The organism is Chitinophaga agrisoli (genome assembly GCF_008386695.1).
Classification (GTDB): Bacteria; Bacteroidota; Bacteroidia; order Chitinophagales; family Chitinophagaceae; genus Chitinophaga; species Chitinophaga agrisoli.
The window spans coordinates 906,280-920,385 of record NZ_VUOC01000001.1 but is presented as its reverse complement, the minus strand read 5'-3'; the positions used below and the strand labels follow the sequence as shown (position 1 = coordinate 920,385).

The window sequence follows — 14,106 nt, the reverse complement described above, 5'->3', positions numbered from 1 at the left end:
TATAACGGACACCGTGTATGCTGCCAACGCGTTACCAATCAGTTATACGTTTACTACGCCATATCTCCGCTTACCTGCGGGTGTTGTATGTATTTACCGCCGCCATCGTATTGTTGTTCCTGGCCGGCTGGTGTTTCCTCTGGCTGCCGCAGGGGGTAGACAGTATTGTAAAAGCTACAGAAACCCGCTGGAGTGGTATTGTGCTGCTGATGATGCTGTTTTTCTGGGCTTATGTGAACTGGTACTCCGGCCGTATCCTGGCCTACCGCAAAGACCAGCAGCGCGCTAATTTTCCCCGGGAGCTGTCCCCTACCCTCGTCACCCACCTGCCACGGCTCCTGGCCTATATGAGTTTTGCCATTACAGCATTGGCTATCCTGTTATGCCCGGCCGGTCTGGGCGCCATTCCTAAGGGATGGCTGCTGCTACTATTGGCGGGGCATATTCCGCTCTATTTCCTGGCCAGCCGCCTGCTGAAGCGCTGGGGTATCTGGCTGTTAAAACGGCGGCAATTAATGGCTGCCTGTATCTGGCTGCTGGCCTCCCTGTTTGCCGCAGTTGTCTTTGCCGGCTGGATCAATACCGCGGCCTCGCTGGTGACAGGCATCCTGTGGATGCAGTATGCCGCGCTGTTCCTGGCCTGCAACCGGCTTAAGCTAAACCTGCATACCAACCGCTGGATAAAAAGCCCTGTATTTGCCCGGGTCCTGCGGCAGGTGTGGAATGATAAGCGCAAAGGCGCCCGCCCCCCCATGGGCGAAGAGGCTGTGCTGTTCCTCCTCTTTAACGGCATTAGTCTCATAGCTTTTATCTGTTACATCTCCGCCATCTTTTGGCTTCCGTTTGCCAACAGGATAGGCAGCTTTCCTTTTGCATTGCTGGCCATGGGCATTTTACTGGGATTTGCCAATATCTCCACGCTTATCTCCATCATCACCCGTATTAACCTGGCAATGGTATATCTCCTGTTGGTAGTGATAGTAGGTTACCTGTTTGAGCCGCACAACGTACGGATCTTCCACGATCGTAAAAGCACTGCCAAAGTATTTGATGAACGCCAGCACCTCGAAGAATTCTTTGTCAACTGGCTGCAGCAACGACAGGCCGTTATCCGGCGGGATAGCATCTATCCAGTGTTCTTTGTGCTGGCAGATGGTGGCGCTTCCCGTTCAGGTTACTGGACAGCAGCCGTATTAAGCCGGCTGGAAGAAGAGTCCAACCGCATGTTCTCCAGCCACCTGCTTTGCCTTTCAGGCGCCTCCGGCGGAAGCGTAGGCAACGCCGCTTTCTTCTGCCTTTTACAACAACGGGATAGTATCTACCGTGCGCGCCATACGCTGCTAAAGGAAGCGCAGAACTACCTTAAATCAGACTTCCTCACGTATACGCTTGCCCGCATGATGGGCCCAGACCTGTTCCGGCCCATCTTTCCATTTCCGTTTATCGATGACCGTGCCGCAGCCCTGGAATATGCGATGGAACATGCGGCGCCGGATTCTGTAATACTGCATAGCGCCTTTCGCCAAAATGTATCCGCTATCATTGCCCGCAAAAGTGATAGCGCCTATCAGCTGCCCATCCTCTGCATAAACACCACCCGCATGCAGGACGGCACGCCCGGCCTGGTAAGCAATATTGCTATTGACTCCGCCATCTTTGGCAAACGTATAGATGTGCTGAACATGCTGCGCCAGGGCGATGATATGCGCTTAAGTACCGCCGTGATACTGGGTGCGCGTTTTCCATATGTAAGCCCTGCCGGGCGTATCCACAACAGTTACTTTGTAGATGGCGGTTATTTCGATAACTCCGGCGCAGGCGCCGTACAGGAAATGATCCTGCAACTAAACCGCTGGGCGCAGGATAGCAGCTGGTACAGCCGTTATCCACGCCTGCAACATTTGCAGCTCGCTAAAAAATTGAAATGGTATGTGATACATATCACCAACTCCAGCCCGGAAGCAGCAGCGGTAGCTAAAGTGCACCCGGTGGTAAATGATCTGCTGGCGCCCATACAAACGCTCATTGGCTCCTACGGCACGCAAACCGTGGTGAACAACCTGCGCCTTATACGTTACCTGGGCGAGCTGAATAAGGATACCACCTACTTTCCTATATCCCTATACGAAAAACTGGATACTAACACCTATGCTATGAACTGGGCTATATCCGCGCGCACACTGCATAAGATGGATACGCGCCTCTATCATTATCCAAGACTGGACTCACTGATCCATTGGGTGAGGAACAATTTTAACCTGCCCGCAGGCGAAGTTTCTGAGCTCGGAAAAGGGTTATAAAAGCAGCTAAAATGACCCTTGAAAATAGGTAAAACGTTTAAGCAGCCACAACCCATTGATGCACAATATTTTTGATTGAAAAACGCGTTTTTTTAACGAGGCTTTAACAAATTTTTAACAAGCGCGTAATACTCCGTTAACTTTTTTGTCTGAACTTTGCGGCGACGAAACGAACAGGCATTAAGTATTAGCTAATACCCGCCCAAAAAATTAAACATTTTAAACCCTTAATGTCATGCAAAACATGTCCAAAACCCTTGGTTTGGCTTTAGCCACCGTTTTATTCACAGCTTCTGCTGCCGCTGCTCAAGACAACAACGCTTTAGCCTTCAGTGGCCATTCTGCTGCTTCTTTTGAAAATGCAGATGCACCTGCTTCTTTCCGTGTAAAGCTTAGCCAGCCTCAGAAAGATTCTCTGGTTTTCCGTCTTAGCGTTGAGAATCCCTCCGCAGACAAAGTGTTACTGCTGATCAAAGATCGTAACAGCAACATCCTGCACCGTGAAGTGATCCCCGCTACCCCTTTATTCACAGGCCGTTACAACCTGCAGGGCTTAGAAGATGGTGATTATACCTTTGAAGTAAGGAACGGTAGGAACAAGATCGTGCAGAAAACAGTAGAGATCAAAACTGAGCTTTCTGTAAACCGCAGCGTATCTGTTGAGTAGTAGTATTTTAGTGAACAATGAAACAGTGAACAATGAAGGGGCAGGTTATTACCCCTCCTTTCAACGACTAACTATTTCATCATGGACCTGTACAAGGTCTCCATTACATTCTCTCGAACATGCAATGTGCTTAGTTTGAGATTTGCGCCGCCATCAGGGCATACCCGGTTGCTGAGAAAAATAAACACCAGTTTAGCCTGCGGGTCCACCCATATGCAGGTACCAGTAAACCCGGTATGCCCGAAAGTCAGGGGAGAAGCACTGGCAGCAGGATAAGGATCCTTACGCTTCTTATTATCCCGCTCCGGTTTATCAAATCCTAATCCCCGGCGGCTGTGCATAGTGCCATAGGCAGTGAACAGATTGATGGTTTCCGGTTTTATAAACTGTATATCGTTATACTTTCCTCCATTAAGCAACATCTGCAGGATCACCGCGAGGTCTTGTGCATTGGAAAACAATCCCGCATGACCTGCTACCCCACCAAACATCGCTGCTCCCGGATCATGTACATCCCCTCTGATTAACTGCATACGGAAAATACGCTCATTCTCGGTAGGCGCTATCCGCTGCAGGCCAAAACGTTCCCGCGGACGGAAGCCGGTAGTGGCCAGCCCTAATGGATCGTAAAATGTTTCCTGTACATACTGGTTCAGCTTTTTACCAGTAAGCGCTTCTACGATCTTTCCCAGGAAAATGAAATCCATATCACTGTATACATAGCCCTGGCGCGGATTAAGATCGCTGTCAAGCATGCGCTGGTACATGGTGTTTATATAGTTGCTATCCATGTACATTTTGTCCGCCACGCGCACAGTATGCACGGAGTCAGCATCGGGATGGTAGATCACAGAATCAGGAACACCGTTGTGATACAATGTTTCTTTATAAAAAGGAATATATGCTTTTAGGCCCGCCTGGTGCAGCAGCACATCGCGTATATGCAGCTTTGCCTTATCAGTGCCTCTTACAAAAGGCAGGTAATCGCCCAGCGTAGCATCCAGCTTTATCTTGCCCTCATCATACAGGCGCATCACGGAAATAGTGGTGGCGCATATCTTGGTTACAGATGCCAGATCATAAATGGTTTCCGGTGTAACTTCCTGCCAGCGGTTATATTCATAGTACCCAAAGCATTTGTTGTAAACAACCCGCCCGTCTTTCATGGCCAGTATTTCGCAACCAGGCGCTGCGCCCTTATCCATCATGTCTTTGGCAATACCGTCTATCTGCGCTAGTACAGCGCTGCGCATACCTACCTCTTCCGGTATGGCTTTGGGCAGGCTGGTAAACTTAGGCAGCTCATAGGTAATACCCGTACCGGATGCGTAACTGCACACGCTTACCGGTAAAGTGCCTTTAGGCGCCAGCTTACCAAACAGCACATTCGCAGCTGCCTTCTGGGTAATATCATCATCTTCATAAGCGGCTACAATGGTAGGCGCTTCACAGAAATATTGTATAGCATACGGGTTACCAAAGGCTACGATCACAGAAGGTAATTCCTGTTGCAGCTGACGGATCAGCACTTTTTCAGCTACCGTAATACCAAAACTGTTGGCCGGACGGCGATTATAATTATGCAGGCTGATGATCACCGCTTTATAGTCCCGCTGCAAACGGTTCATCAACGGCGCTACCTCCGCCAGGCTCTGACGGCTGGTGAATACATAAGTATCCACATCTGTACGGTAGCTCTTGATCGTTTCCAGGAATGTATTGCTGGCGTCTGCCCCTACAGCCACTACCGCCAGCTTTTGCTTGCGCGGCGGAAAGATCTGGAAAGGCACCAGCCGGTTATCATTCTTTACCAGCGTAATGGCCTGCTCGGCTATACGGCGGCGCAATGTGTCTGTCTGTGCATTAAGATCGTCTGTTATATGCGCGGTGTCTATTACCTGCGGCTTGCTAAGGCCCAGGTTGTATTTGGCGATCAGTACTTTCTTCACGCGGCCATTCACCTCACCCCAGCTGATCTGTCCTCTTTTAATAGCGCGTTTAATGGCATTCACGCTGCCCTCTGCGGTGGATGGCAGCACCAGCAGGTCATTACCGGCTAATAAGGATTGTAAGGCCTCTTCTCCGTTCTTGTAGAACTTCGCAATGCCCTTCATCTCCAGCGCGTCTGTTACTACCAGCCCTTGAAAGCCCAGCTCATTCTTCAACAGCTTGGTGGTCGCATTATAGGAGATAGAGGTAGGTGTATTAGGCCGTTTATCAATGGCGGGTACATACAGATGGGCCACCATAATGGAGCCCACGCCCGCGGCAATGGCCTCTCGAAAGGGGTACAGCTCCAGGGAGTCCAGCTGCTGACGGCTTTTGCCAATTACAGGCAGGTCCAGATGGGAGTCTACATCCGTATCCCCATGACCGGGAAAATGTTTGGCGCAAGCCATCACACCCGTTTCCTGCATACCTTTTATAAGGGCCACGCCCATACGGGCTACCTGGTATTTATTCTCTCCAAAGGAGCGGTCGTTGATCACCGGGTTGTTGGGATTATTGTTTACATCCATATCAGGGGCAAAATCGATATGGATCCCCAGGCGGCGGCACTGGTTGCCTATCAGGCGGCCGGCGTCATAAGCCAGTGAGCTGTCCCGGATTGCCCCTATCATCAGGTTACGCGGCAAACTGATCACACTGTCCAGCCGCATACCCAGGCCCCACTCTCCATCAATACCCACCATCAGCGGCACCTTGGAGATGGACTGGTAATAATTCGTTAGCTGCGCCTGCCGCACAGGCCCGCCCTGGAAAAAGATCACCCCACCCACTTTATTGTCGCGGATATCTGCTACTACCTTATTTATATGGTCTTGTCCAAGATTAGAGTGCGCGCGTATCATTATAAGCTGCGCTATACGCTCATCAGGCGTTAGAGCGTTAAAAACGCTGTCCGCCCATTGAGCGGCTATATCTCCCGCGGGAGCGGTCGTGTCCTGTGATGCAACAGTGTAGGTGGCTGCTGCGGCTGGTGGAATTACTGTCCTTTTCGGTTGTCCGGGCTCGATCTGCTGCACTGCATGTCCTGTCAGGAAGATACCCGTTAGCCCCAGTACCATGAAATACCTCATCATTTCATAAACATACAAATATTTAGCAAAGGTGCAAGAGCAGGATAGTATCTTGATCGTATTTCCGTTTATAGGCCGCCGTTATTTACGGCAACACGTATCCTTAATGCTGGGGCGGGTTTCACGAAAAGGTCTTTAGCATCTGTTATTTTATCTCCTATCTCCGTTAACGTTACAAAGCTTGTAGCTGTAATTTCAATCAGCTAAACACAGCATCCACCATAGTTTCATCGCCATTTACGGCAAAAACAACCGGTTTTCACTAATAACGCGCAAACATCCCCTTCCCTGGATCCGCCCTTTTACCACACCGCATTTTCCATCAACACAATCCACACTAATAGTCAACTAATTGTCTATGTCACAATACGTTAATATTATTTATATTGCTATATAACCCGCCTATAAATAAACGCTTTGCGCGCCAATCACATTTCAATAATATTTATCCTTTTTGGCAAAATTTTGAAGGACGTTTACTATTAAGGAGAAATATTTTATATTATTTAAGCAACTGTAATTTTGTTTCCTCTTCATTCAATAGTTTGTTATATTTGCAATCTTGCTAATAAAGTATTTTTAGAACAACATGGTCAATATTATTCTATTTGGCCCTCCCGGCAGCGGCAAGGGCACACAAAGTGCTAACCTGATCAATAAGTACGGACTCATGCATCTGAGCACCGGCGATCTGCTGCGGAGTGAGATTGGTGACCAGACCCCGCTGGGCCTGGAAGCAAAGAAGTTTATGGACCAGGGCCAACTGGTGCCGGACGAAGTGGTGATTGGAATGATCAGCTCCAAGCTAGAAGCCAACCCGGAAGCCCGGGGCTTTATATTCGACGGGTTCCCCCGTACCACCGCCCAGGCAGAAGCGCTGGACAAACTGCTCACCCTCAAGAAAACCTCCATTGCCGCAGTATTGGCGCTGGAAGTACCCGAAGATGAGCTCATCAAACGCCTGCTGAACCGGGGTCTTACCTCCGGCCGCACAGACGATGCCAACGAAGATATCGTGAAAGCCCGCATTGTGGAATATCACAATAAAACCGCTCCCGTAGCCGATCACTACGCCAAATACGGCAAGTTTAAAAAGATCAAAGGCAGCGGTACCGTTGATGAGATCTTTGGCCTCTTAGGCAAAGAGATCGACAAACTGGTGGCAGAGAAGGCAGAGAAAGTATAAGCCGTAACAACCGTAACGGCAAAATATAAGTAACAAACACGGGCGCGTACCACATATTATTGAACGCAAAGACCGAAAGTAACGTGACTTATTACAATTCACGTAAACTTCACGATCTTTGCGTTTTTCTTTTGCCCTTCCCCCAACCGGGAAGGGCCCTATTAAAGCAGTAAATTTTGGAAAGAGGCAACTTTGTAGATTATATCCGTGTATTCCTGAAGTCCGGCAAAGGCGGCGCAGGAAGCACCCACTTCATGCGTACCAAATACAACCCTGAGGCCGGGCCTGACGGGGGCGACGGCGGACGTGGCGGCCACATCATCCTCCGGGGCAATACCCAATTATGGACCTTGCTGCACCTGCGTTGGTATAAGAACGTGGTGGCGGAAGATGGCAGCAACGGCAGCCGGAATAACTGCACCGGGGCCGATGGTAAGGATATTATCATAGAAGTACCGCCCGGCACGCAGGTGCGCGATGAAGAAACCGGCGAGCTGGAAGCGGAAATACTGCACGACGGTCAGGAAGTGATCCTCATGCCCGGCGGACAAGGCGGCCGGGGCAATGCCTTCTTTAAAAGCCCTACCAACCAGGTACCGGAACATTCCCAACCCGGCGGCCCGGCCCTCGAAGGCTGGAAAGTACTGGAACTGAAAGTATTGGCAGATGTGGGGCTGGTAGGTTTTCCCAATGCCGGCAAATCCACCCTGCTGTCTACTGTCACCGCCGCCAAACCCAAGATCGCGGATTATGCCTTTACCACCCTCACGCCTAACCTGGGTATGGTATCCTACCGTGATAATCAATCCTTCTGCATCGCAGATCTCCCCGGAATTATAGAGGGCGCCCACGAAGGCCGTGGCCTGGGCCACCGGTTCCTGCGCCATATCGAGCGTAATGCCGTGCTGCTGTTCCTCATCCCGGCAGACAGTAAAGATCACCGCCAGGAATTCGATATCCTGCTCAACGAACTACAGCAATACAACCCTGAATTGCTGGATAAACAGTTCCTGATAGCTATCAGTAAAAGCGATATGCTGGATGATGAGCTCAAAAGCGCCATTGCGGCAGAGCTGCCGGCAGATATACCGCATGTCTTCATCTCCTCCGTTACCCAGCAGGGGCTTAATGAGTTGAAGGATATGCTCTGGCGTGCGCTGAATAATTAAGCTCAGGAGCCCCGTGGCGCCATTAAATGCTGCTGCCAGTTTCGGGAAGCTGCGTAGCTATCCTTTTCCGGAGTAATGGCTATTACTGCGTTAATACGCCGGCAATAAGCAACCATAGGCATCCTTTATACCGGCATAAATAATATCATTTGGGGCTTTTTCCTTTCTTTCGGACCTTTGCGTTGTCATTCAACGCAAACTAACCCCGCCCCCATCCGATAACTTTCAAAAGGAAAATATATGCAAGCACAAGAGCCGGAGTTAAAGTTCCGCACCCGCAGATGGGTGAAGCCCGAAGACCTGAATCCCAACCATACCTTATTTGGCGGTAGTCTTTTAAAATGGATCGATGAAGAAGCAGTGATCTATGCCATCCTGCAATTGAACAATCCTAAAGTAGTGACCAAATTCATTTCAGAGATCAACTTTATCAGCGCGCCCCGCCTGGGCGATATCATAGAGCTGGGCATCGTGGCCACTGAGTTCGGCCGCACCTCCATCACCCTTAAATGTGAAGTAAGGAACAAAATAACCCATGAGCCGGTACTGGCTATCGAGAAAATGGTATTTGTGAATGTGGATGAAGATGGCAAACCCGCGCCGCACGGTAAAACTGCTATCACCTTCAGCAAAGACCGTCTGAAAGACGATCCCGCTACGCTGAACTAAGCCCGCATTTCCGTTGCCAGCGCCTCCGGCGATTCATCCCGGGCTGCTTTAGCGCGGATCACCCGGGAACCTGTCAGCAATACCAGCAGCGCCAGCACAGAACAGGCGGCCATTACGCCTGTCATGGGGAACGTATTGGAATAAACCTTACTCAGCATACTTACCGCCACAGAGGCCAGCGCGCCTATCCCCATCTGTAATGCTCCCATCAGCGCAGAGGCGCTGCCCGCATTTTTGGAGAATGGCGCCATAGAAAGCGCGGAAGCATTCGGGAATATAAACCCTGCACAGGACAGGAAAACAAATATCAACGCCAGCGTACCACTAAACCCTATCCAGCCTTTCGTAGTGCCGGCTACCAATATCCCGCCGGCTATCGCCTGTACGATCAGCGCCACTACGATCAGCTGCTCGCTTTTATACTTCTTCAGTAACTGGCTGTTCACCTGCCCCGCGCCAATCAAACCCGCTGCCAGTAAAGCAAATATCAAACTGTACTGCGTGCCGGACACTTTAAAGATCTCCAGGAACACAAAAGGCGAGCCCGACACATAAGACAGCAATCCGCCAAACACAATAGCGCCGGCCACCGCATACGTAGTGAACCGTGCTTCTTTTACCACCGCTAGAAATCCCCGGATAATGGGGGCCGGCATCAGGGAATAATGCGGGTCCGGCTCGCTGCTTTCCGGCAATGCCCAGTAGGAGGCGGCCAGTATGGCTGCTGCCAGTACCGTTAATATGATAAAGATGTAATGCCAGCCCAGGAACTCGCTCACATAGCCGCCAATAGCCGGCGCCAGCATGGGAGATGCGCCCACTACCAGCAGCAGCGCGGAGAATACTTTTGCGTTGTCCTCAATGGGAAACAGGTCGCGCACCATAGCGGTAGCGGCTACCGTACAGGCGCAACAGCCCAGGGCCTGTAAAAAACGCAGCAATATCAATGCCTCTACCGTAGTCGCAAATACACAGCCCAGGGAGGCCAGCAGGTATACCACTAAACCTATATGCAGCGGGCGCTTGCGGCCAAACCGGTCCAGCAATGGCCCATACAGCAGCTGTCCGGCAGAAACGCCAATAAAGAAGCTGGATAATGAAAGGGATACCTCCGCTATATTAGAGCGCAGGTCTTTTGCAATGGCCGGGAAACCCGGCAGGTACATATCAATAGAAAAAGGCGCCAATGCTGTAAGGGCGCCTAATATGATGATGAGAAGAAAGTATCTGCTTTTTGTCATAATACCAGGATCATTGTTCGTACACAAAGGTACACAGCATGCAAACGTCCTGTATGTACGAAATCCCGGTATTAATTGTACTTATAGTGGATACTTTCCCAGGTAATTATGTTTAGTGGAGCTCTTCCGGCACCTCTACCGGCGTGGCTGCTTTTGCAGGCTGGTTCAGCTTATTGCTTTCCTTTACCTTCTCCGGCACACCACGTATATCCCACACCAGGCCAAACACGCCCAACAGGCGGATGATATAGTAGGTGATATCGATCTCCCACCAGTAAAAGCCCTGCCGCGCAGCGCTCATATAGTAGTGGTGGTTATTATGCCAGCCTTCGCCCAGGGTCACAAGGGCCAGTACCAGGCTGTTACGGGAATGATCGCCCGTACGGTAGCGCTGCTTGCCTATCTTGTGCATCAGGGAGTTGATGGTGAAGGTACCATGGAACAGCAGGATGGTGCTCAGGAAAAAGCCTATCAGCAGGGTGGATACACCCGCGCCCCAGTCAAAGAAACCGGTGCCGTTCACCGCATTACCAATAAAGTATACAGCTATCGCCACTATTACCGGCGGTACAAAATGGTATTTGTTCAGCCAGAAAAGTTCCGGGCGGTTCAGGTCTTTATCCTTGATCAGCTCAAAACGGGTAGGTTTATATTCTGGCCCCATGATCCAGCCGATATGGGCATACCAGAAACCATAAATATTGGCAGAGTGCGGATCTTCCGGCGTATCACTGTGTTTGTGGTGAATACGGTGATTGGCCGCCCACCAGAGCGCTCCCTTCTGAAAGCTGCTTTGCGCGCCAAATGCCAGTAAAAATTGAAAGAACCTGGATGTTTTATATGAGCGATGTGAAAAATACCGGTGATAACCGCCAGTCACAAAGAACATACGCGCTACATACAATGCAGCACACACGATCCAGTCAAATGCACGTACATGGGTAAAAAATGCCAGGAAAGGTATCAGGTGCATTCCCATGAAGTCCATCTCATGCAGCCACTTGGGCCGCTCCCGATGTTGTTTTGCTGTGTTCATTATCCAAAAATAGATTGATAGTTAATTGTATCCAATGACTTAGATCATAAGACGCCGGATCCAAATGGACAAGATGAAAATCGAAATTAGTACATCTGCGAGAGAAAACGGAGAATTAATCTGTCTATAGCTCATAAATATTTACTATAGAATAGCTTATTTTACATTAAATAAATATTACCTGTGAAATACGCTATCCTGGTTCTCCTGTCCGCCCTCATAGGCGCGGGTTGTTTTCTTCCGGCAGCTAAGCCAAATGTGGCGGCAGACAGTACAATTGTAACCCCCGTTCCTGTGGAGGAACAGGCTAAAGGCACCTATACCGGCGATTTCGCGGGCGCTCCCATCTATATCACCATCAACTATGCCAATGGCCAGCATGTGGCCGGTTATGATATACATAAAGGGTTGCGCCGTAACCTCCATGGCACGCTCCAACAAACTGCCAATGGCTGGACCATGGCTCTCAGCGAACCCGGCGATCATCCTTTTGATGGGCGTTTCCAGCTGGCTTTTGATACCGGTTTCCACCACGCCACTGGAAAATGGGCGCCGCAAACCCGTGGAACCCTGCAGGAAAAAACCTTTACGCTCCACAAACCTGATACGGACAGCGATCCTGTTGCCGGAAACATCTTCTCAGGCGATCACTGCGATATTTTCTTTGAGACCGATGGTAACTGTACCCTCAACTACTACGAAAGAATAAACGATTCCACTTTCGCCCCACAGCTAAATACTTTGCGGGGCTCCTGGAAAAATAACGGCAATAATAAGATTACGGTAGACTGGCAGCCAAATGAACGGTTTGGCAAACGTAACAGCACCTTTGACGCTACTTTTGATGCAGATGACAAGGGCTTTTGTACCGGAATTGTTGGGGAAGGATTTGATTTTTCCGCCGTTTTATGATACAACGAAGCATAAAACGCTTGTTATTTTTTCTCATCACCGTGCTGATCCTATACGGCGCCTGGCTGATGCTGCGCCTTACCCTGCCTTATACCGCCTTTAACCGGTATACGGATTTCCTCATGACCAAACAGCTGGTCTATCACATCCGTTACTGGCGGGTAAGCTTTTATGTGCACGTATTTATCAGCATCACCGTATTGATTACCGGGCTGCTGCAATGCAGCCGCTACCTGTTGCAAAAATACCCGCGCCTGCACCGTAGTTCCGGGAAAACTTACGCGGTCATTGTGCTCTTCTTTAGCGGCCCCAGTGGATTGATCATGTCTTTTTACGCAAATGGCGGCTGGCCGGCCCGCATCAGTTTTGTGCTATTATCCCTGCTCTGGATAGGCAGCACCGGTATGGGATGGCGGTACGCCCTGCAACGGCGCTGGCAACAGCATGGTAACATGATGTTACGCAGTTATGCCCTCACCCTATCTGCGCTTACGCTGCGTTTTTATGCTTACCTGATAGATGTTTTCAACATTCCCATACGCCCGGTAACAAGTTATATTACCATTGCCTGGCTTAGCTGGACACTGAACCTGCTGATCATGGAATGGTGGATCAGCGCCCGGCGCAAAAATGCCTTATCTCATACCCAATAACTCCGGCAGCTTTATAAAACGTCCATCGTCTGCAATACCGTAATGCAGCTGATCAAGCGCTTTATTTTCAATGATCTTGTTATCTCTATAGCCTTCCTCTTTCGGATCTTTCTCATACCGTTGCACAAACTCGCTTACCTCGATAACGCCATTTTCTTGAATAGTAGCCACCTTCAAAGGGTCTTCCAGTGTCAGATGGCCGCCTATCAAAAGTTTGTCTATCAGTTTACCATAGGCGTTAAAGCTGGCTATATAATAAGCGGGGCATGCTTCCTCATCCAGCGACAAATCCCTCACCGCATATACCAGTGTTTTAATGCTATCCGTGCCTTTCACCAGCCCTACATAATAAAAATCGCTGCCTACGTCCCGGGAAAATTTCCCATCCCGCATTTCAGGCACATACCGCTCATAATCATAGGAAATAAACTGACCCTTTAGCTTTTTCCCATAGTTGGCATCCAGCGTTACCGGCAGATCCAGCAACGCAAATTCATGCGTGAACAGGTTCCACTCCAGCTTCTCCGGATCCGTGGCGCCGCTGAACGCATTGCTAACGATCTTGCCAAATGCATCCGTTTCTGCTCTCAGGTATTGCAGGTCCGGGTCATTTTGAATATTCTTCAGGTTACTATAGCCGAATTCAATAGCAGACACCAAATAATAACCGGCTTTCTCCCGGTTTTTCAAACGGGACCACGCACATGCCTGGTTGTACAACACCTTATACAAAGGGCTATAACCCAGTGTCTCTGCTATAGCGTAGGCCTTAACGGCTTCCGCTACATTACCCTCATCCATCAGGGCATTCCCCATTTCGTAATAGGCTTTTGCCTGCGGCTGCAGCAGAATGGATTGCCGGAACAGGCCAATACTGCTGCCTGCCTTTTTCTTATTACGGTAAGCGTCAATCGCCTGCAGGAAAAGTCTATCCGCTTCCTCCTCCTTTCCTGGACCTTCTTTTACAACCAACAGCACAGAATCACGGTCATACATAAAACCGGCCTGCAGTTGTATATCTTCCTTGGTTCTCTTTTTAACAGCCGTGGTATAACATGCGGATAACCCGGCGGTTATCAACAATAGGGATAGGTAACGCATAAACGAATGCTGATTTATGCTTAAAGATAGAGACAAAATTGATAATATGTACCCTGCGCCACGGGCCAAACAACAGGGCAATGAAAAACACA

At 49.7% G+C, this 14,106-nt stretch carries 11 protein-coding genes; 7 read left to right on the top strand and 4 right to left on the bottom strand.

The window, feature by feature from the left end:
* Window positions 1–17: 17 nt before the first annotated feature.
* Both F0L74_RS03815 and F0L74_RS03810 read left to right on the top strand, forming a co-directional pair.
* The gene (locus tag F0L74_RS03815) at window positions 18–2,300 is read left to right on the top strand and encodes a patatin-like phospholipase family protein (RefSeq protein ID WP_149836494.1); all 2,283 of its coding nucleotides are present in this window, start codon (window positions 18–20) and stop codon (window positions 2,298–2,300) included.
* A 235-nt stretch (window positions 2,301–2,535) separates the two neighbouring features.
* Window positions 2,536–2,967 (top strand): hypothetical protein, encoded by a 432-nt coding sequence (locus F0L74_RS03810; protein ID WP_149836493.1) that lies wholly within the window; start codon window positions 2,536–2,538, stop codon window positions 2,965–2,967.
* Between the two features lie 71 nt (window positions 2,968–3,038).
* Here F0L74_RS03810 and F0L74_RS03805 read toward each other — a convergent pair whose 3' ends face one another.
* Window positions 3,039–6,050 carry a serine hydrolase domain-containing protein gene (locus tag F0L74_RS03805; protein ID WP_149836492.1) on the bottom strand — a complete coding sequence of 1,004 codons (3,012 nt, stop codon included), beginning with the start codon at window positions 6,048–6,050 and terminating at the stop codon, window positions 3,039–3,041.
* A 586-nt stretch (window positions 6,051–6,636) separates the two neighbouring features.
* Here F0L74_RS03805 and F0L74_RS03800 point away from each other — a divergent pair.
* From F0L74_RS03800 to F0L74_RS03790, 3 genes are all read left to right on the top strand, one after another.
* On the top strand, window positions 6,637–7,233 hold the full coding sequence (locus F0L74_RS03800; RefSeq protein WP_149836491.1) for an adenylate kinase: 597 nt from the start codon (window positions 6,637–6,639) through the stop codon (window positions 7,231–7,233).
* 176 nt (window positions 7,234–7,409) lie between these two features.
* Entirely contained in the window at window positions 7,410–8,402 is a 993-nt protein-coding gene (gene obgE, locus F0L74_RS03795) for a GTPase ObgE (protein WP_149836490.1), read from the top strand.
* A 240-nt stretch (window positions 8,403–8,642) separates the two neighbouring features.
* Window positions 8,643–9,071 carry an acyl-CoA thioesterase gene (locus F0L74_RS03790; protein ID WP_149836489.1) on the top strand — a complete coding sequence of 143 codons (429 nt, stop codon included), beginning with the start codon at window positions 8,643–8,645 and terminating at the stop codon, window positions 9,069–9,071.
* Here F0L74_RS03790 and F0L74_RS03785 read toward each other — a convergent pair.
* Together F0L74_RS03785 and F0L74_RS03780 are read right to left on the bottom strand one after the other, a co-directional pair.
* On the bottom strand, window positions 9,068–10,312 hold the full coding sequence (locus F0L74_RS03785) for a multidrug effflux MFS transporter (RefSeq protein WP_149836488.1): 1,245 nt from the start codon (window positions 10,310–10,312) through the stop codon (window positions 9,068–9,070). The genes F0L74_RS03790 and F0L74_RS03785 overlap by 4 nt on opposite strands.
* A 112-nt stretch (window positions 10,313–10,424) precedes the next feature.
* Window positions 10,425–11,348 carry an acyl-CoA desaturase gene (locus F0L74_RS03780; RefSeq protein WP_149836487.1) on the bottom strand — a complete coding sequence of 308 codons (924 nt, stop codon included), beginning with the start codon at window positions 11,346–11,348 and terminating at the stop codon, window positions 10,425–10,427.
* Window positions 11,349–11,531: 183 nt separating this feature from the next.
* Between F0L74_RS03780 and F0L74_RS03775 the strand changes: the two genes are divergently transcribed.
* Both F0L74_RS03775 and F0L74_RS03770 read left to right on the top strand, forming a co-directional pair.
* The gene (locus tag F0L74_RS03775) at window positions 11,532–12,260 is read left to right on the top strand and encodes a hypothetical protein (protein ID WP_149836486.1); all 729 of its coding nucleotides are present in this window, start codon (window positions 11,532–11,534) and stop codon (window positions 12,258–12,260) included.
* Window positions 12,257–12,913 (top strand): DUF2306 domain-containing protein, encoded by a 657-nt coding sequence (locus F0L74_RS03770; protein WP_149836485.1) that lies wholly within the window; start codon window positions 12,257–12,259, stop codon window positions 12,911–12,913. The genes F0L74_RS03775 and F0L74_RS03770 overlap by 4 nt, the downstream gene beginning before the upstream one ends.
* On the opposite strand, the gene F0L74_RS03765 is transcribed toward F0L74_RS03770, so the two are convergent.
* Window positions 12,896–14,014: a TPR end-of-group domain-containing protein gene (locus F0L74_RS03765; RefSeq protein WP_149836484.1), complete on the bottom strand. Its 1,119-nt coding sequence runs from the start codon at window positions 14,012–14,014 to the stop codon at window positions 12,896–12,898. The genes F0L74_RS03770 and F0L74_RS03765 overlap by 18 nt on opposite strands.
* Between the last annotated feature and the right edge of the window lie 92 nt (window positions 14,015–14,106).

What these genes read in the sequence shown, in the direction of transcription:
- F0L74_RS03815 (WP_149836494.1), top strand. Translation starts at nt 18, where the DNA reads ATGCTGCCAACGCGTTACCAATCAGTTATACGTTTACTACGCCATATC.
- F0L74_RS03810 (WP_149836493.1), top strand. Translation starts at nt 2,536, where the DNA reads ATGCAAAACATGTCCAAAACCCTTGGTTTGGCTTTAGCCACCGTTTTA.
- F0L74_RS03805 (WP_149836492.1), bottom strand. Translation starts at nt 6,050, where the DNA reads ATGATGAGGTATTTCATGGTACTGGGGCTAACGGGTATCTTCCTGACA.
- F0L74_RS03800 (WP_149836491.1), top strand. Translation starts at nt 6,637, where the DNA reads ATGGTCAATATTATTCTATTTGGCCCTCCCGGCAGCGGCAAGGGCACA.
- F0L74_RS03790 (WP_149836489.1), top strand. Translation starts at nt 8,643, where the DNA reads ATGCAAGCACAAGAGCCGGAGTTAAAGTTCCGCACCCGCAGATGGGTG.
- F0L74_RS03785 (WP_149836488.1), bottom strand. Translation starts at nt 10,312, where the DNA reads ATGACAAAAAGCAGATACTTTCTTCTCATCATCATATTAGGCGCCCTT.
- F0L74_RS03780 (WP_149836487.1), bottom strand. Translation starts at nt 11,348, where the DNA reads ATGAACACAGCAAAACAACATCGGGAGCGGCCCAAGTGGCTGCATGAG.
- F0L74_RS03770 (WP_149836485.1), top strand. Translation starts at nt 12,257, where the DNA reads ATGATACAACGAAGCATAAAACGCTTGTTATTTTTTCTCATCACCGTG.
- F0L74_RS03765 (WP_149836484.1), bottom strand. Translation starts at nt 14,014, where the DNA reads ATGCGTTACCTATCCCTATTGTTGATAACCGCCGGGTTATCCGCATGT.